The 19,642-nt window shown below is 35.9% G+C and carries 14 protein-coding genes; 4 read left to right on the top strand and 10 right to left on the bottom strand.

What is annotated here, in order from left to right:
• Positions 1 to 36: 36 nt before the first annotated feature.
• The 8 genes from EM308_RS05025 to EM308_RS04990 all read right to left on the bottom strand — a co-directional run bounded on the left by EM308_RS05025 (position 37) and on the right by EM308_RS04990 (position 12,617).
• On the bottom strand, positions 37 to 1,161 hold the full coding sequence (locus EM308_RS05025) for a hypothetical protein (RefSeq protein WP_035633514.1): 1,125 nt from the start codon (positions 1,159 to 1,161) through the stop codon (positions 37 to 39).
• Positions 1,162 to 1,526: 365 nt separating this feature from the next.
• Positions 1,527 to 1,808 carry a F0F1 ATP synthase subunit epsilon gene (locus tag EM308_RS05020; protein WP_035633517.1) on the bottom strand — a complete coding sequence of 94 codons (282 nt, stop codon included), beginning with the start codon at positions 1,806 to 1,808 and terminating at the stop codon, positions 1,527 to 1,529.
• A gap of 70 nt (positions 1,809 to 1,878) precedes the next feature.
• Positions 1,879 to 3,387: a F0F1 ATP synthase subunit beta gene (gene atpD / locus EM308_RS05015; RefSeq protein ID WP_035633519.1), complete on the bottom strand. Its 1,509-nt coding sequence runs from the start codon at positions 3,385 to 3,387 to the stop codon at positions 1,879 to 1,881.
• A 253-nt stretch (positions 3,388 to 3,640) separates the two neighbouring features.
• On the bottom strand, positions 3,641 to 5,110 hold the full coding sequence (locus EM308_RS05010; RefSeq protein ID WP_035633521.1) for an SGNH/GDSL hydrolase family protein: 1,470 nt from the start codon (positions 5,108 to 5,110) through the stop codon (positions 3,641 to 3,643).
• Positions 5,111 to 5,146: 36 nt separating this feature from the next.
• Positions 5,147 to 7,984: a TonB-dependent receptor gene (locus EM308_RS05005; protein WP_035633524.1), complete on the bottom strand. Its 2,838-nt coding sequence runs from the start codon at positions 7,982 to 7,984 to the stop codon at positions 5,147 to 5,149.
• Positions 7,985 to 8,286: 302 nt separating this feature from the next.
• The gene (gene glmS, locus EM308_RS05000) at positions 8,287 to 10,134 is read right to left on the bottom strand and encodes a glutamine--fructose-6-phosphate transaminase (isomerizing) (RefSeq protein WP_035633527.1); all 1,848 of its coding nucleotides are present in this window, start codon (positions 10,132 to 10,134) and stop codon (positions 8,287 to 8,289) included.
• Between the two features lie 32 nt (positions 10,135 to 10,166).
• Positions 10,167 to 11,789, bottom strand: coding sequence for a DUF4270 domain-containing protein (locus EM308_RS04995; RefSeq protein WP_035633530.1), 1,623 nt, complete (start codon positions 11,787 to 11,789; stop codon positions 10,167 to 10,169).
• 21 nt (positions 11,790 to 11,810) lie between these two features.
• Positions 11,811 to 12,617 carry a glycogen/starch synthase gene (locus EM308_RS04990; RefSeq protein ID WP_035633532.1) on the bottom strand — a complete coding sequence of 269 codons (807 nt, stop codon included), beginning with the start codon at positions 12,615 to 12,617 and terminating at the stop codon, positions 11,811 to 11,813.
• A 107-nt stretch (positions 12,618 to 12,724) separates the two neighbouring features.
• On the opposite strand from EM308_RS04990, the gene panC reads away from it, so the two are divergent.
• The 4 genes from panC to radA all read left to right on the top strand — a co-directional run bounded on the left by panC (position 12,725) and on the right by radA (position 16,634).
• Entirely contained in the window at positions 12,725 to 13,573 is an 849-nt protein-coding gene (gene panC / locus EM308_RS04985) for a pantoate--beta-alanine ligase (protein WP_035633533.1), read from the top strand.
• 6 nt (positions 13,574 to 13,579) lie between these two features.
• A complete protein-coding gene (gene panD / locus EM308_RS04980; protein WP_035633535.1) occupies positions 13,580 to 13,930 on the top strand; it encodes an aspartate 1-decarboxylase in 351 nt (116 codons plus the stop codon).
• Positions 13,931 to 14,016: 86 nt separating this feature from the next.
• Positions 14,017 to 15,270: an alpha/beta hydrolase gene (locus tag EM308_RS04975; RefSeq protein ID WP_035633538.1), complete on the top strand. Its 1,254-nt coding sequence runs from the start codon at positions 14,017 to 14,019 to the stop codon at positions 15,268 to 15,270.
• Between the two features lie 2 nt (positions 15,271 to 15,272).
• Positions 15,273 to 16,634, top strand: a complete 1,362-nt coding sequence (gene radA, locus EM308_RS04970; RefSeq protein ID WP_035633541.1) for a DNA repair protein RadA — start codon at positions 15,273 to 15,275, stop codon at positions 16,632 to 16,634.
• Between the two features lie 67 nt (positions 16,635 to 16,701).
• Here the strand turns inward: radA and EM308_RS04965 are convergent, their stop codons facing one another.
• Both EM308_RS04965 and EM308_RS04960 read right to left on the bottom strand, forming a co-directional pair.
• Positions 16,702 to 17,466 carry a LytR/AlgR family response regulator transcription factor gene (locus EM308_RS04965; RefSeq protein WP_035633543.1) on the bottom strand — a complete coding sequence of 255 codons (765 nt, stop codon included), beginning with the start codon at positions 17,464 to 17,466 and terminating at the stop codon, positions 16,702 to 16,704.
• Entirely contained in the window at positions 17,463 to 19,418 is a 1,956-nt protein-coding gene (locus EM308_RS04960) for a sensor histidine kinase (RefSeq protein ID WP_051877620.1), read from the bottom strand. The genes EM308_RS04965 and EM308_RS04960 overlap by 4 nt, the downstream gene beginning before the upstream one ends.
• Positions 19,419 to 19,642 lie beyond the last annotated feature (224 nt).

Raw genomic sequence — 19,642 nt, 5'->3', positions numbered from 1 at the left:
TTCTTGAAAAAAGATTCATTTTATATCATCACTAGACTACAACCCGAAACGATATTGAAAACTAGTCATAAACTGAGTTCTTGTTCCAAGGAAACCACATTCGGCACGGAGCATAAAATGTCTGTTAAACTGATATTGCGATCCTAAAATAAAATTCCACATGTTTGTCTGAGATTTTTCAAGAGAATATTGCACCGAAGAATCTCCAAGAGTACTTAATGCCCCATCGATACCATTCAACAAATTACCAGCGGCTTCCAAAGCTCTATTAGCTGTTTCATACTTGGCTTTATTAGAAGGTTTTGCTTGTTCGGCATTAGACAAGCTATTCCACCAATTATTTACGTTAGTTTGCTTCTCATCAACTTTTGCTTGAGCCTGATCCACTTTACTCTGTGCGCTTCCATCAGAAGGAAATATGTCAGACAAAGGCAGTGATCCTTTTGTTTCGCTTTTTATATGAACTCTAAAAGCTCCAGCCCAAACCGCAATATTTGTTTCCGGCTTGGCCAGTTTGAATGTTTTCCCTACTCTTGGCCCAAATATAAAACTCATCGCTGGTTTTTCTAGTTGAGGGATATCCGTCCAGGCAACGTTCATATCAAGAGCAAGCCATCCACCTCCTATACCTATGGTAGGAGTCAAACCCAACCCAAAAGTGGTCCCATCAAAATTGGTTTTAGTATTGAAAGGCAATACTTCTGTCCAATTATTATCCGCATCGGGAACCCAAACCCCGGCATTAATATTTGTGGACATATCAGCTTTTCCCAAAATTCCATATACATTCAAAAAAGGAAACAACCAAATATCCGGCCTTACATTGAGTGCAGAACCGCTAACTTTGGCACTGTGAAAACGCACAATCTGATCCAGATTATACATTGGCCCATTATTGAAACCAACCTCCAAATTTTTGAACGTCATCTCAGATTCCTGCCAAAAATAATTTAGCGAAACACCTGCCGAATACGGCAATTGGAAACCTTTTTTGGTAGCTTTGTCTCCCCAAATGGGCAAAGCATAAGGATACTCCTGAACTTTAAGACTATCCAATAACTCAGCGTTTTTTTTCCCTACAACCTTATTGGTGTATACCTGAGAAAAACCTATAGCGCTTATCAATAAAAAAAGAAATACTAAAAAACTATTATTTTTCATTTTCTATAAATTTAAATTACTATAAACTGGAAAAACTAATTTAGTAAAGTTAAACAAAATATTACTGTAATTCTTTTACAACCTTCTTTATTTTACACAATATCAACGACAAAGCAATTATCTTAATAAGGATCGAAACAATTGGCTTGATTTACAAACATGGTTTCCTGCTGTCCCCTATATTCCCGATTAACAAAAACTACGGCTAAAAAAAGCCTTGTTTTTCTAAATCGGGAGATGCCGCTTCCATCAGGGATAAAAAGTAAGCAATGGTTTTTATTTGGAAACAAAAGAAATCAGATGAATTATAGCCAAAAAAAATGCCCGACTTTCGTCAGGCATTTTCATTTTATAACTCGATTGTCTTAGTCTGCTAAAACAATTACTTTATTGTTTTTTAACTCAAGAGTTCCTGAGTTAATTTCCAAAGTATAATTCTGATCGTTTATTTTGGTAAATAAACTTGCAGTTTCTTCGTCTAGATTAAAACTAGGAGCAGTAATATTAACCGTTCCTTTTTGCAACAAAGATACTATTGGCGCGTGATTATTCAACATTTGAAAACGTCCATCCACTCCTGGAACAGAAACAGAGGTGATTTCTCCTGAAAATAATTTCGCTTCTGGTGATACTATTTCTAAAATCATCTTTTATTGTTTATGATTTGTTGTTTATGGTTTGCTGTTGAACAACAAACTACAAACAATAAACTGTTTATTATGCTTCCGCCAACATTTTCTCTCCAGCTTCGATAGCTTCTTCGATAGTACCTTTAAGGTTGAAAGCTGACTCTGGCAAGTGATCTAATTCACCGTCAATAATCATATTAAATCCTTTGATGGTATCTTTAATATCAACAAGAACTCCTTTCAATCCTGTAAATTGCTCAGCAACGTGGAAAGGTTGAGACAAGAAACGTTGTACACGTCTAGCTCTTGCTACCGCTAATTTATCATCTTCAGATAATTCTTCCATACCAAGGATGGCGATGATATCTTGTAATTGTTTGTATTTCTGAAGAATTTCTTTTACTCTTTGAGCACACTCGTAGTGATCTTTACCGATAATGTGAGGTGCCAAAATTCTTGAAGTAGAATCCAATGGATCTACTGCAGGATAGATACCTAACTCAGCAATTTTACGAGACAATACTGTTGTAGCATCAAGGTGGGCAAATGTTGTAGCCGGAGCCGGGTCAGTTAAGTCATCCGCAGGAACGTAAACCGCTTGTACAGATGTAATAGAACCTTTATTTGTAGATGTAATACGCTCTTGCATTGCACCCATTTCAGTTGCCAAAGTTGGTTGGTAACCTACCGCAGATGGCATACGCCCTAAAAGAGCCGATACCTCAGAACCTGCTTGTGTAAAACGGAAGATATTATCAACGAAGAATAATACGTCTTTTCCTTGATCAGAACCTGCACCATCACGGAAGTACTCAGCGATAGACAATCCAGAAAGTGCCACACGAGCACGAGCTCCTGGTGGCTCATTCATTTGTCCGAATACGAAAGTAGCTTTAGACTCTCTCATTCCTTGCAAATCTACTTTAGACAAATCCCATCCTCCATTTTCCATAGAGTGCATGAATTCCTCACCGTATTTAATAATTCCTGACTCCAACATCTCACGAAGTAAGTCATTTCCTTCACGTGTTCTTTCTCCAACTCCTGCGAATACAGAAAGTCCACCGTGACCTTTTGCAATATTGTTAATCAACTCCTGAATCAATACTGTTTTACCTACTCCGGCACCACCAAACAATCCAATTTTTCCTCCTTTTGCATAAGGCTCGATCAAATCGATTACTTTAATACCTGTAAATAAAACTTCAGAAGATGTAGATAAATCTTCAAATTTTGGTGCTGGTTTGTGGATTGGAGTTCCGTTTTCACCTGTTTTAGGCAAAACTGGCAAACCATCAATAGCATCACCAATTACGTTAAACAAACGACCATAAACATCTGCTCCGATTGGCATTTGAATGGCGTTTCCTGTAGCAACTACTTCATAACCTCTGCTCAAACCATCTGTTGAGTCCATCGAAATGGTACGAACCGTGTTTTCACCAATGTGAGATTGCACTTCAAGTACTAACAATGTACCGTCTTTTTTTGTGATTTCTAATGAATCATAAATTTTTGGAAGCTCAACTTCTCCGTTGAAAACTACATCGACTACTGCTCCAAAGATTTGGCCAACTTTTCCTATTACTTTTGACATTACTTATGTATTTATTAAATAGCTATTTAGGTTCATGAAATACAGCCCACCGAAACTCATCGAAATGGATACTTTTTTCAGAGCGCAAAGATAATTTTTTAAAATATAAAATCAATATTTTTTTTATAAAAAAACCTATTTTTTTATTGAATTGATTACAAGGCAGTTTTAAACTATTAAAACACTGCTTTCTTTACTAAAAAAAACCACCACGTCATAAACGGGTGGTTTTATCGATATTATAAAATCAAGCTTATTGTATGACCGCCGGATACTGAATTTGGTACTGCGACAAATCTGTTGTTCTTAAAGTTGAACCATATTTTGCATTAATGGCACTCACAAAAAGATTTGCTATATAAGCATATCCTCTTGGACTCGGATGAACACCATCTAAGGAAAAAGCTCCTCCAGTTACATAAGCAGCTGTCATATGAAAATTCCCAAACCGAACTCCGGAAGTTGACAATTGCGTCATCGCCAATTTTGTGTCAACCATTGCCAATCCTTTTGAATCTGCAACCGAAACAATTGTTTTATTATAAGCGTCTGTCGCCACCTGAACTTCTTTGACCTCATCCTTAGAAAGCACCCATTGATCTGCCAACGGAACAGAGACCCCATTTATTTTTGTTGGATCACCACCGACAGTTGTACCGATAAATGTTCTTGCAGTTAACACAACCAAATCTTCTTTTGTTACTTGTCTATAGGAAGGCAGGCCAAAAGCTGACAAGTTTGTCAAATAACTATCAACAATAACCACCGCATTATTACCCGCAGCAAATTTTATCGTTCTTCTGGCCGCCTCATCTGCAGTCAGTAATTTATTGGCAACCATTTGTTGTAAACCACCATTGTATTGTGCATATCCAGCATTCAACTGATTCGCAGTCGCAGCATCAAGCGGAACGGGATTGTATGGTACCGTTGTAAAATAAGGCAAAGTCGTCACATAAGGCAAATTAGCGACTGCACCTTTTGCTCCATTGGCTGTTAAACTGGTCGCCAAAGCGCCATAAACATTTGCAAAAACGGTAGGATCGGTAATATCATTTGAGCCATAAGTCGAAGGATCCATATTTCCGGTTTGATTTACACCTACTCCTCCTGATGTAGCATAAGCCAGAACATCATTTCCTCCTATAAACAAAGTAAAGAAGCTTGGAGACTGCGCCATTGCATCTGCCAAAACTGTTGTTGATGGCGAGCTTGAAAAACGTGCAAAATACGGATTTGCTTTCCCAGAAGCCACCCCGGCAGTATTCCCATACCCTGCCGCTACCAAATGATAACTTTTGGCGCCCGGAATTCCTAGATTATTAAAAGTCCCGGTTAAATGATTGGTCACTTCGGTTGTTGGAGTTCCCGTAACCGATACTGGAGCTTTTCCATTGAAATACAAACGCGGCCCAGCGATCACATTACCCCCCAACAACAATCCCCCAATATTATCAGACATTAATGGCGTGGTAATTGCGACTCCTCCAGCAGGCATAAATTGTTGTGCCAATATATTTACATACGAATTTTGCTGACCTGCTTTAAAAAGAGCTCCATCACTATATCCAGCTGCAAAAGAATCTCCCAACGCCACATATTTTGCAAAAGATGCAGACCCTGGAGTGATAGGAACTTCTGCCGGAGCCGAATCGTCATCGTTATTATTACATGCCACAAAGCTTAAAGAAGCCAGAAGCAACCATTTGAAATTTTTCATCATACTCTATATTTTTAAGTTTTGACTTGTCTTTTTTTATTACGGATTAATAGTCAATGAAGCAAACCATTGTTGCCCTATATATCCCGCACCGATTACCTGAATATAATCCTTGCCTCCTATGTTTGTTCCTCCCAATTTGAACAGTAATTTATATTTCGGAACAGCATAATTCACTTGAGCATCAACCACGGTGTTTTGAGGAATCATTCCATCAGCAAAAGAAGATTGCCATAAATATTCCGAATTCCATCTTACATTAGTATTAAATCCAAAATTTTTAAACAATCTCGCATTTCCAAACGAAGCTTTCACCCTGTGTTTCGGAGTGTTGAATCCTGTAACAAATCCTGGATCATCTGCTTGATTAAAATCCAATTCCGAATAATTATAATTTACTCCTAATTCAAAATCTTTATATACTTTTTTGGACAATCCGGCACCAAAACCATAAGATGAAACATTGGCATTAGTATTGGTATACACCTGATAAATTCTTCTATCGGTTCTCGTCAAAGCATAAACCGGACTTAATGGATCCGACAAATTAAGAGGTGCATTTACATCTCCATAGTAAACACCCGCAACTCTCGAAGTATTTAGAAAATGATTGTATTGATTATAATACGCATTCAGATCAATCGACAAATCATTGTTAATTACAGAACGATACCCAACCTCATAGGCTTTTACTTCTTCCGGACGAACCAACTCAACATTTGCAGATTCCAGCAAAGCAGCAGCACCCGCAACATTGGAAGGATTCGCAGCCAAAGCAGCAGCAAACGCCTGAACAGATGGAAGCGTATAGGAATTATTATAAGCGTTTCGCCCATCCATAGTCACTTTGGGACTTGAACCTGCCGCCACACCTGCTGAACTCACATTTAAAGTCTCTGAAAAACGAACTAAATTTTCGGGTGCTGAACCAATTAATGCAAATGGTCCTAAATCAAGTCCAATGTACTGGTCTTGCGTGGTAGGATTCCTGAAACCCGTCTGAAAAGAAGCTCTGAAATTGTGATTTTTTTGAGCTCCGGCAGAATAAACAAAAGAAACTCTTGGTGATAAATTTCCATCAAAATTCTGGCTTTTATCATAGCGAATAGAGGCAACAACTTTCAGACGATCCTCCATAAAAAGCTTGGAAGCTTGCGTATAAATTCCATATTCATTGTAACGAATTGGTCCATCATAATCGGTAAAAATAGACCCACTGGAATTCATTTCATATTGACGCGCAGAACCTCCAACCTGGATTTCAGCAAATTTGATTAAGTCTCTAAAATTATAATTAACATCCGAATGGTATATTTTTGATTGATCTTTAAATTTGGCACCCTCTGTAAAATCAGGATTACTCTTAACGGTATTCAACGCATTAGCAAACTCAGGAGAACCCGGTTCAAACCTAACTCCTCTTGGTGCCGAAGGATTAGACGGATCTGTATTAGGAACCAAGTTCAAACCTGGAGAAACGTTTGTATCAGCAAAAGTTCTTGCATAATTTGCTGCATCATTAGCATTAAGCCCCAAAGTTGCCGACGACAATTGGAAAGCCGTGGCATAATCCGTAAACCAGTTGGTATCTGATTTTGCCAATCTTTGCACATTCCAACCCGCAAAGCGCATATCATAAGAATCCCCCGCATCCTCGGAAGAACGATACGCTCTGACAAAGAAATTTTTCCCTTTTACCTCCACTTTGGTCTGACTCATAAAGAAATCATTCAAAGCATATCTATTGGCTCCTTGGTAAATAGTATTCCCCAAACCTAGTTTGTATTGAAAAATAATTTCAGTATCGTTTTCCCACGGTCTGAAATGCATAGAAAAATCTGCCTTTACACTATTCACCTTATTATCATTCAAATCTTTTTCACGATAACCGGTTCTGCTCACCTGCCCCACATTGTTTATAAAAGTGGTCACCTCGTCACCATAAATATTCAAACCATCATAATTCTGATTCATTTCATGACCTATCGAACCACCGGTCATACTTCTCCTATCATCGGCAATCCATTCGGTCGCTTTCATATAATTGAAGTTGGCTTTTACTGCAAAATGTTTATCAAAAGCGGTGGCCATTCTAATTCCCATATCAAAATAATCATTTGTACCAGCGACATCCTGAGAAGTCTGACCATATTTCACATAAGTACTAATTCCCTGATGCGTAAAAGGATTTTTACTGTTCATAAATAAAATCCCGTTGAACGCATTTGCCCCGTACAAAGCAGAAGACGCTCCCGGCAAAAGCTCCACACTAGCCACATCAATATCCGAAAGACCAACTAAATTACCCAACACAAAGTTCAAGGCAGGCGAAGAATTATCCATACCGTCAACCAATTGCATAAAACGGGTATTCCCAACAGATGCAAAACCACGGGTATTGACAGTTTTGAACGAAATACTACTGGTATTAAACTGTACTTCTTTTAAATTTTCCAAACCGTCATAAAAAGTGGGTGCTGTGGTGCTTTTCACCTGCTGTATTCCCATCCTTTCGATGGCAACAGGAGATTGAAGTACTCGCTCAGGCGCTCTTGAGGCAGAAACAACAATTTCATTTAGTTTTGTTTCCTCTTCCTTCAGTTTAATGTTGATTTTCTGCGATACGGATTCAACTTTCGTTTTAACCGAAAGATATCCAAGAGCAGTAATTTCAATCGAAAAAGGAAGCTTTTTAGTTGTAATTAATGCAAATGTTCCATCAGATTCGGTCACTGCTCCTTCATCAGTACCGACGACGTTAATGTTGACTCCCAAAACAGGTTGATTTTTTTCATCGGTGACAACACCTTTGATGGAATTTTGCGCAAAAGAGACACTACAAAAGAATAATGTAATAAAAAACAAGCACAATTTCATAAGGTAAAAATTAGTAGGTTAGTTGGAGCAAATTACATATATTTTTTAATTATTAATGGAAAAATCAAAAAAAATATAATTATCACCAACAAAATTACTAATTATATGACAATTCAGTATTTTTGTATTTTGCAGAATTATCAAAAAAATTACAAATTATTCCCATCAAATATTATGCATACATAACAATTTAATAATTTTGTTAAATAAATCATAAAAACCAAAGTCGCTTTCGCAAAAAGCATAAAACAACAAAAGCGAGACTTGAATCTCGCTTTTATTAAAAAAAATAGGTCAATTATTTATTCAACCGTAACTGATTTTGCCAAGTTTCGAGGCTGGTCAACATTACATCCTCTCATAACAGCGATATGATAAGACAAAAGTTGCAACGGAATGGTTGTAATCAATGGTGACAAAGCATCTGATGTTTCTGGTATTTCAATAACATAATCTGCCAATTCACGCACCTGAATATCTCCTTTTGTCACTACGGCTATAATTTTTCCGCTTCGCGACTTGATTTCCTGAATATTACTTACAATTTTATCATAATGCCCTTGTTTTGGCGCAATAATAATAACTGGCATCAATTCATCAATCAATGCAATAGGCCCGTGTTTCATTTCGGCTGCAGGATAACCTTCAGCATGAATATATGAAATCTCTTTTAGTTTCAAAGCACCTTCAAGAGCAACAGGGAAATTGTATCCGCGTCCCAAGTATAAGCAGTTAGGCGAATCCTTGAAAACAGCTGCGATCTCCTCAGATTTAGCATTTGTTTCCAAAGCCTCTTTCACTTTATCCGGAATAATTTCCAATTCCTGCAAATACGTTTGGTAATCTGTCTGTGACATTGTTCCTTTGGCTTTAGCCAAACGTAATGCCAACATCGTCAACACCGTAATTTGAGTTGTAAATGCTTTTGTAGAAGCAACTCCAATCTCTGGTCCGGCATGTGTGTAGGCGCCTCCGTGTGATTCTCTAGAAATAGACGAACCCACAACATTACACACTCCAAAAACAAAAGCTCCGTTGTCTTTGGCCAATTTAATTGCAGCCATAGTATCAGCTGTTTCACCCGATTGCGAAATAGCGATTACAACATCTTTACTGTTAATAATTGGATTACGATATCTAAATTCAGAAGCATATTCTACCTCTACAGGTATCCTGGTAAACTCTTCAATAATATATTCAGCAACCAAACCAGCATGCCATGAAGTACCACAGGCTACAATAATAATTCTGTCAGCGTTCAAAAACTTTTCAAGGTTATCCTCGACACCCGCCATCTGAATAATTCCCTCATTGGCGTGCAATCTTCCTCTGTAAGTATCTTTGATAACACTAGGCTGTTCGTAGATTTCTTTTAGCATAAAATGATCGTAACCTCCTTTTTCAATTTGCTCCAAATTCATTTGAAGCTCTTGAATATAAGGATCGACTACAGAATCATCTTTAATTTTACGCACTTTCATTGGTCTGTGCAGTCTTATGTTGGCCATTTCACCATCTTCAAGATACACGGCATTAGTAGTATACTCGATAAATGGCGACGCATCTGATGCGATGAAATATTCACCTTCACCAATTCCAATCGCCAAAGGACTTCCCAATCTTGCCGCTACAATCTCATTTGGATTTTTTTTATCAAAAACAGCAATGGCATAAGCCCCAACCACTTGATTCAAAGCCACCTGTACAGCTTTACCCAGCTTTAATTTTTCGTTTTTTTGTACTTCTTCAATAAGGTTAACCAAAACTTCAGTATCAGTATCTGAAGAAAATGTATAACCTCTTTTTTTCAACTCTTCTTTCAATGGGCCGTAATTCTCGATAATCCCGTTATGGACAATTACCAAATCACCCGAATTTGAAACATGAGGATGAGAATTGACATCATTTGGAACACCATGGGTCGCCCAACGCGTATGTCCCATTCCAATAGTACCATTAGTTGTAATTTCACTCTGAGCTTTTGCTTCAAGATCTGAAACCTTTCCTTTGGTCTTTGACAGTTTAACAGCATCTCCGTCATACAACATGACACCGGCACTATCATATCCGCGATATTCTAATCGCTTCAATCCTTTAATTACTATAGGATAGGCTTCTCTATGACCTATATATCCAACAATTCCACACATGGTTATTTATTTTAGGGGGGAGGGTTAAAATTTTAATTAGTTTTAGTGTAATAAATTTCGAACTTCAGTCTTTTATTATAATTTTTATCGTCTATAGCAATATTATTCCCAAATACAATTGTTCCTAGCGGATTCATTACTGAGGCCATCGGCGCTTTTAAAGGGAAACCTGTTTTATCTCTCAAGGAATAGAAACTTGATTTATTAATATCTTCGGTAACAACCAAACCTAAATCCACATTAGTTGAATCGGCGTATTTTACAAGATTTCGAATGTGATTTGTTATTCTAAATTTATATGAAGAACCTCCACCTTCGGCATCACTTTTCTTAACAAGAATACCTCCAAAAATATATTTATTATTTTTTGTATTAGAAGAAACCGTTGAAGTTTCACGGTAATCAATTATTATCTGATTGTTTTTAAAATCATACAAATAAATTCGTTGTGGCACATAACTATTACCCATCGCATCCGTATTCAGATTAAAAGTTAAATCAGCTTCGTTGATTAGATATTTATTTTTACGAAGAATATCCAACTGATCTGCAACGCCATTCGGCGCTCCGCTCACACCATCTACACCGTATTTGTCTTCTCCAAACAATTTCAAAACAGACATCGAACCTTCACCTCCTTTAAGATACAAATTTGGATCACCTTTTACTTTATCAGCATTAGCAATTCCATTGATGTAGTTTTGATTATCATTACTTTGATTAAGCAAACTCACTGTATTACCTGTCAAATTCAGTACAAAAGTTTTTTCAGTATCGACTGAATTGACAGTTTCGGTATAAGTAATAGTTATTTTTCCGGCTCTAAAATTTATCATTGCCAAATCTCCAGGATTTCCATTAATAGTTTCGATATTAAAAAACAACCCTCTGAAATATTCTTTAAAAGCGGCATCTGTAGCCAAGGCTGCAGTAGGAGCTTTTAATACTTTTGACATAAAAAAATCTTTATTCAAATTCAACTGCATGGCAGGTGCCGATCTAGTTGTAGTAGTTTTACCATCAGTACCAGTAGTTGTCACAACATGTTCTGCAGGATCAAAAAAGAATTCTGAATTCTCAGCTATATTCGGATCGTCATTTAAAGCGGAGCCGATTTTTAGTTGATTAAAATCTGCAAATTGATTCGTGTAATATTTTTGAGCCTGAGAAAACTGACTATCAGGATCCAAATCCCTCATATAATAACCCGACTCGTAAACACTCAATTTCATTTTTGCCTTTTCCGGACCATAAATAGAATCCAAAACATAAGTATTGTTTCCATTAGAATCAGTAACTGTTTTAGTCTTATCAAAGAAATACGGTATTGACAAAACGACACTTTTTATTTTGGCTGTTGTTAAATCAAAAACAGGGGCAGCAGTAACTAAGGCAAGCTGAGTGACAAAATTAGCATTTGTGGTTCCAAATGAAGGATTATTATAAACACCAAAAGGATTGGTTTCCAAATTATTGGATTGAATGGGACCTAATTTTTGATTATATGACACAACAGAATACTCGTTTTTGACAATATCAAAAGAGTTATCCCCGATAAGATCTGCACCTACCGCATTGATTTCTTTATCACAAGAATAAAAAAGAACTACAAATAAAAGAAATGGAATTGTTTTTAAAAAAGAATTTTTAAGCATACTAATTCGTAAAAGGTTGGTTTATAACAACATATTTTGGTAAAATTCGGTATATGCTACCGAAAATTCGTCTTTATGTTTCAAAGGTAGAAAAGGTTTGTTAGAGGATTCTATAAATTTTGTTAAACTTGGAGAAACTCCTTCTGAAGCAATAATAACCGCATCAGAATTACGAATAGTAGTCTTTATAATATTCTCGTAATTAGGCACTTCCAATTCAAAAATTGCTTCATCGGGAATACCGTCAAACCGAACTTTATTAATCATTTCAGCATCCAATGTTCCGTCAAAAGACTGACTAAAAACAGAGGTAACTATTTTTGTATCCGAAAATAATGCTTCGTTCTTATAGAAATGCTTCATATAAACAGGCAGCATGGCAGCCATCCAGCCGTGAACATGAATAATATCTGGAACCCAGTTTAGTTTCTTAACAGTTTCAACAACCCCTTTGGCAAAAAAGATAGCGCGCTCATCGTTATCAGGATACATCACCCCTTCTTCGTCGGCAAAAGTAGCTTTTCTTTTAAAATATTCTTCATTATCAATAAAATAAACTTGTATTCTTTCTTTTGGAATAGAAGCTACTTTTATAATTAAAGGCATATCCAAATCATTAACCACCAAATTCATTCCCGAAAGTCTAATTACTTCATGTAATTGATGTCTTCTTTCGTTAATATTTCCATACCTTGGCATAAAAATTCTAATTTGCCCTCCTTGATCATTAATCATTTTTGGCACGTCATAAGACATTAATGACACCTCATTTTCAGCGAGATAAGGAACAACTTCAGATGATACGTACAATATCCTCTTATCTTTCATAATATAAATTGATTAATTATTGGCAACAAAAAACATGCAAAATTACAAAATTTTATGCAGTTATTGAGTAAAATATTAAGTTTGCACCTAATTTAAAAAAAACTGCCATGCAAATTTTCTATGGAAAAGTAGCTTTGATGGAATATTTAAGTTCAATAAAGACTACAAATTCTTCAATTGGATTTGTCCCTACTATGGGAGCTTTGCATAAAGGACATCAATCGTTGATGCTTCAATCTGTCAAAGAAAATGACATCAATGTTGTGAGTATTTTTGTTAATCCCACTCAATTTAACAATCCGGAAGACCTCGAAAAATACCCGCGCAATCTCGAAGCAGATATTTTAAAAATTCAGGAAATCAGCCCAGATATAATTCTTTTTGCCCCTACTGTCGAAGATATGTACGAAGGAAAAACCGTATCGCAGTCTTTTGATTTTGACGGTTTGGAAAATAAAATGGAAGGCCAGTTCAGACCCGGACATTTTGATGGCGTTGGAACCATCGTTAAACGCCTTTTTGAAATTGTCAATCCTACAAAAGCATACTTTGGAGAAAAAGATTTTCAACAGGTGCAAATTGTCAAAAAAATGGTCGAAAAAAACCATTTACCCGTAACAATCGTCGTTTGCCCTATTTATAGAGAAATCAACAATTTGGCTATGAGTTCTCGAAATGAACGCTTAACTTTGCAGGAAAGAGAAGAAGCTGGCATTATCCATAAAATATTAATCGAAGCCAAAAGCAAATTTATCAGCAATAGCGCCCAAAAAACATCGGAATGGGTTAAAAATGAGTTTGAAAAAAATAAAAATTTTACTTTAGAATATTTTGAAATTGCAGATGAAGAAACACTTTCTACCTGCAACCGAAAATACAAAAACAAAAAATACAGAGCATTTATAGCCGTATTTGTAAACAATGTTCGATTAATCGACACTATTTCATTAAATTAAAATACCATGCACATCCAAGTTGTTAAATCAAAAATTCACCGAGTAACGGTCACAGGAGCCGACTTAAACTACATCGGGAGTATCACCATAGACGAAGCATTATTAGAAGCTGCCAACATCATTGAAGGGGAAAAAGTATCTATCGTTAACATCAATAACGGAGAGCGTTTTGACACTTATGCCATCATAGGCGAAAGAAATTCGGGAATAATTACCTTAAACGGTCCGGCAGCACGAAAAGTCCAAAAAGACGATATCATCATCATTATTTCGTATGCCACAATGGAATTTGAAGAAGCCAAAACATTCAAACCATGGATTGTGTTCCCTAACGAAAAAGACAATTCGCTGACCTAGCAATTTTCTTCTTTGGCAATACATAAAATAATTGTTTATATTGCTTTACATTTATCATAAAAATAACTAACCCCCAAATTATTTATATGAAACATTTATTTATTGTATTGTTGGCCTGTTTTTCGTTTTCCTGCTTTTCACAAGTAAAAACTATTCAGTTCAATTCGGGAAAGCTTCAGGAAAAAAGAGAACTATATGTTTCTTTGCCTGCTTCCTATGAAAAAAACCCAACCAAAAGATATCCGCTGTTAGTTTTATTAGATGGTGATTATTTACTGACTCCCTTTTTGGGACCTTTAATCTACGGTTCGCATTGGGACGATTTACCCGAAGTGATAATCGTAGGCATTAGCCAAGGCAAAAACAACCAAAGAAACATAGATTGCGGTTTGGATCAAGTTACGGGTATGCCCGACGGGAAAAGTGTTGACTTTTTTGACTTTATATCACTGGAACTTATCCCTTCGATACAACGCGATTACAGAACGACCAATTTCAAAATCATTGCAGGACACGACTTAACTGCAGCCTTTTCAAATTTTTTCTTATACAAAGACAATCCGCTCTTCAATGCTTATATCTCCATGAGTCCAGAGTTGCCGATCAATATGGAAGATGATGTATCAAAGATATTGGCATCTACAAAAAATCCAATTTTTTATTATTTATCCACAGCCGATGGAGATGATAAAAAAATGCAGGAACGAATTAAAGACTTAGACTCCAAGATTCAAACCAACAAGAATCCGAATCTGAATTATAAGTTTGAAAATTTTAAAGATGCCTCCCATTTTTCATTGGTTTTAAATTCTATTCCTACGGCTTTGTACCAAATTTTTTCGGTAGCTCAGCCTATTTCGGTATTAGAATATGAAACCAAAATTGTAACGCTTAAAGAAGGTTATGTTGATTATTTGAAAAACAAATATGAAATCATCGAAAATTCATTTGGAATAAAAACGCCTATACGAATAACCGATTTCAAAGCCATCGAAGCTGCAATCCTTGAAAACAAAGATTATAATGAATTAGACGCTTTAGCAATTCTTGCCGATAAAAGCTACCCAAAAAGCATGTTGGGCGATTACGAATTGGCAACCATGTTCGAGAAAAAAGGAGATAATCCCAGAGCTGCTCGCTACTATATGTCGGGATTCAACAAAGAAGAAATTGCCGATCTCACCAAAGATATGATGTTTGCCAAAGCAGAAGAACTAAAAAAGACTTTTGCCAAAAAACCAAAAATAAAAGGAAAAGTAGGCCAAGATGTTACTGAAAAACAAGAAGCGACAGAAACTCCAGCAGCCGAAACACCTGTTACAGAAGAAAAAAAACAATAATAATGGTTAAAGTAAAAACAACTTTTTTTTGTCAAAATTGTGGAACGCAATATGCCAAGTGGCAAGGACAATGCAATTCCTGCAAAGAATGGAACACAATTGCCGAGGAAATCATACAAAAACAGGAAAAAGTTGCGTGGAAAAGCGAATCTTCATCCACAGGTAAAGCACCAAAACCATTACGAATCAACGAGATTAACAGTGCCGAAGAAATCCGTCTCGACACTACCGACAACGAACTGAATAGAGTTTTGGGAGGCGGAATCGTCCCTGGATCGCTTATCCTTTTGGGTGGTGAACCAGGAATTGGAAAAAGTACGCTTTTGTTGCAGATTTCCTTAAAACTACCATACAAAACATTATACGTTTCGGGAGAAGAAAGCCAAAAGCAAATTAAGATGCGCGCCGAACGTATCACTCCCAACGGCGAAAATTGTTTTATTCTTACCGAAACCAAAACCCAGAATATCTTCAAACAAATAGAAGCTATTCAGCCCGAAATTGTCATAATCGATTCGATTCAGACTTTGCATACCGATTATATCGAATCTACCGCAGGGAGTATTTCGCAAATACGGGAAACCACTGCCGAATTAATAAAATTTGCCAAAGAAACCAACATTCCAGTCATCCTGATTGGACATATCACCAAAGACGGAACCATTGCAGGACCAAAAATACTGGAACACATGGTTGATACAGTACTTCAGTTTGAAGGCGATCGTAATCACGTCTATCGTATTTTGCGTTCGCTAAAAAACCGTTTTGGATCTACTTCCGAAATTGGTATATACGAAATGTTGGGAAGTGGATTGCGAGAAGTTTCCAATCCCTCCGAAATATTGATTTCGCACAAAGACGAAGAACTGTCTGGCACGGCAATTGCTACTACACTCGAAGGCATGCGCCCCTTAATGATCGAAATACAATCATTGGTAAGCACTGCAGTTTACGGAACGCCACAACGCAGTACCACTGGTTATAACGCCAAAAGGCTAAACATGATTTTGGCTGTTTTGGAAAAAAGAGCCGGTTTTAGGCTTGGCGCCAAAGATGTTTTCCTAAATGTAACTGGCGGAATCTCTGTTGATGATCCAGCCATAGATTTGGCAGTTGTAGCTGCTATTTTATCATCTAATGAAGACATCCCGGTAGAAAAAGGGTTTTGTTTTGCCGGCGAAGTGGGACTTTCGGGCGAAATTCGTCCCGTAAACCGGGTAGATCAACGCATTCAAGAAGCCGAAAAATTAGGGTTTTCAACTATTTTTGTATCTAAATACAATAAAATAGCCTTGAAAAATACAGGTATAAAAATTCAATTGGTTGCCAAAATCGAAGATGTAGCCAGCCAATTGTTTGGGTAAAAATTAAGTAAGAACACAATACGAAACAGTCCTTTCCAATTGGAAAGGACTGTTTTTTTTTAAATTCCTAAATATCCATCCAGTTTTTAATTGACTCATTGTAACTTCTTCCAGAAATTACGCTTGTTCTCTTATGGTTGTTTAACTTAATCGCAAAACGGCTATTAAAATATTTTTGAACTTCGGTTACATAATTTCTGTTTATAATAATTGAACGATGTACTCGCATAAAATAGTCTGGAAGCTTCAATTCCAATTGTGATAAAGATTGTTCAACCAAATGACTTTCTTTGTCGGTATATACAGAAACGTATTTTTCGTCAGCTTCAAAATGAGTTACTTCTTCCAGTTTTACAAAAATGAGTTTATCGCCTTTTTTCACGGTTATGGAAGTCATCTTTTTTTCCTCTTTTTGATTATAAAATTCCTTTATAACATCCAAAATAGTTGCAGACGAAAGATTGTTTTTCAAACTGCTCAATTTTTCAACAGTTTGTTGAAGTCTTTCCAATCTCACGGGTTTCAGCAAATAATCAACACTATTGGTTTCAAATGCTTTCAGGGAATATTGGTCATAGGCAGTACAGAAAACAACTATGGGTATTTTCTCTAAACGCTCCAATAATTCAAAACCATTCAATCCGGGCATTTCGATATCCAAAAAAATAACGTCGGGTTGTAATTGATTGATTTTTTCTACGGCTTCAATTCCATTTTTGGCTTCGTCAACTACTCTGAAAGTTTCTGAGAAATTTTCCAGTAATTGACGCAAACGCGCTCTTGCAGGCGGTTCATCATCTATAATTAACGTAGTGTAGGGCAAACTTTTCATTTTAAAACAGTGGCTATATAAATTGATATTTCTTTTTTGGGTTGATTGTGCCAACTGATTTCGGCTTTTTCTCCATAACTAAATCGCAATAAATCATACACCGTTTGCAATCCGTGACCGCTTACTAATCCTTCCGGAAAATCGGGACCATTATCCTGTACCGAAATCAAAACGCCATCTTCTTTCTTATTTATTTTCAAGACTATATTTCCTTGCCCTTCAATTTTGGAAATCCCATGCTTTATAGCATTTTCCACCAAAGGCTGAAGTATAAACATTGGGATTTCAATGGTCAATAAGTCGGGTTCAACATCAATGGAGAATCGCAATCGGTCACCAAAACGAATTTGTTCAATTTCCAGATAATTGCTCACCAAATTTACCTCATCTTGCACTGAATTTACTTTTTCTCCTTTTCGATTAATTGTATGACGAAACAAATCCGACAAAGACAAGGCCATTTTTTCGGTTTTATCAGCATCTGTATGAGCCAAACTCGCTATAGAATTCAAAGCATTATACAAAAAATGCGGGTTAATTTGCGATTGCAGTGCTTTGACTTCAGCTTCGGCTTTGGCTTCCTTCAAACGGCTTAACTCTACGTCTTTTTCCTTGACCAAAGATTCCGAAAAATGATTCAAATACAAGAGTAATCCTCTTCCAATTGCCAATCCAGCTGAGAAAAAAATATAGGGAAAGAAAAATTCAAAAAGTTCTTTTCTTCTATCGGATTCTAACACTAACACAAATACTACCATGGCTAAAAATGATACGAAAGTAAAAATTACTTTCAGAATCAATTGATAACTAAAACTCTCATTTCCTTTAAAACTTACTTTCTCTAATCCCCATAAAACAAAAGAAATTAGTATTGCAATTAAAATTGAGAAAACTAATTGAAATAAAAGACCATTAACCCCACTTACAATTATATTAAACCGTGTTAAATACATATAAATATTGTCTAGATTTAAAAAATATATGAATATAAAGAAAGTTGGGAATGAATAATTGAGATAGGAATACTTGTATTTTTTATTTTGAAAATAACTGAAGATTAAGATAGAAGCTAATAGGCCTACACCAATAAGAATTCCCCAAACTTTAAATTCATGATTTTTTTTATTGATAAAACTACTCGCATAACGCCAAGGATAATTGGCATACATATAGGTTTTGAATTGGTCTATAAAATCATCCGAATATAGTTTTTGGAGTAAAAATTTGTCTTGTTCGTTGAATTTAGTCTGCTCAGGAACAGATTCTGGAGCTTCAAAAACTCCGTTGCTGTTACCATACGGAAATCGGTTAGCGGGATTAATATAACAAAGTGTTCGAAGAATCTCATATTGGATACATATTTTTCTTTCCTTGTTTGATATTTCTTTATTAATATCAAATGAAATAGCAATCCCAGTATAGTCATGTTCTGAAAGTGGACCGAAAATTTCTCTTGTAATAGAACCAATTTCATTTGGAAAACGATAATTCACAATTTCTTGTGACTTAGGCAAAATATTAGAATTTGAACTTTTATTAAAATTCAACAAAGTCGTAGATTTTACCAAGTCCCATAAAGAGATTCCTTTGTATTTTTTATCATAACCATTGTATAATGCACCTTCAAAAGATACTCCTGTAAAAATTGTAAAATAGTCAATAGTTTTATTCGGAATTACAGTCCTTAATTCTTGAATAATTTCATTTACAATCAGACTGTCTTTTTTTGAAGCATTATTTAATGAAAAAAGTATCGGTCCTTCTCGCTTAAATACTTTTTCCGTTTCTCCATCAAACAATCGGTCTTTTACATATTCCCATTTTTTGTTTTCAGAATTGGGAATGTTCTTTTTTTCTATTGCTATTTTTTCATTCAAAGACATATCATCTTTAGAAACAACTATAAAACTGGTTATTACCAAAATCAGGATTAATGCGATTAGTTTTTTCATACTTATGGGTTGGTTTAATTATTTGTCAAATGAACGAATCGAACCCATTTGAAAAAACATTTTTCCGACGAACTGCAATAAGGTATTGTGAACTGCACTTTTTCTATAATGCACTTTTTATTAAACATTAGCAATGTATATCATTTATACTAATCTAAAAATAAAATTATTTTCACATTCAAAACTGCAAAAAGAATCATAAAATTATTTCTGTTCTCTTTTTT

It is taken from the genome of Flavobacterium gilvum (assembly GCF_001761465.1).
In the GTDB taxonomy this organism is placed as follows: Bacteria; Bacteroidota; Bacteroidia; order Flavobacteriales; family Flavobacteriaceae; genus Flavobacterium; species Flavobacterium gilvum.
Note: the sequence above shows the minus strand (reverse complement) of the source record. Positions and strands in the feature narration are given on the sequence as shown.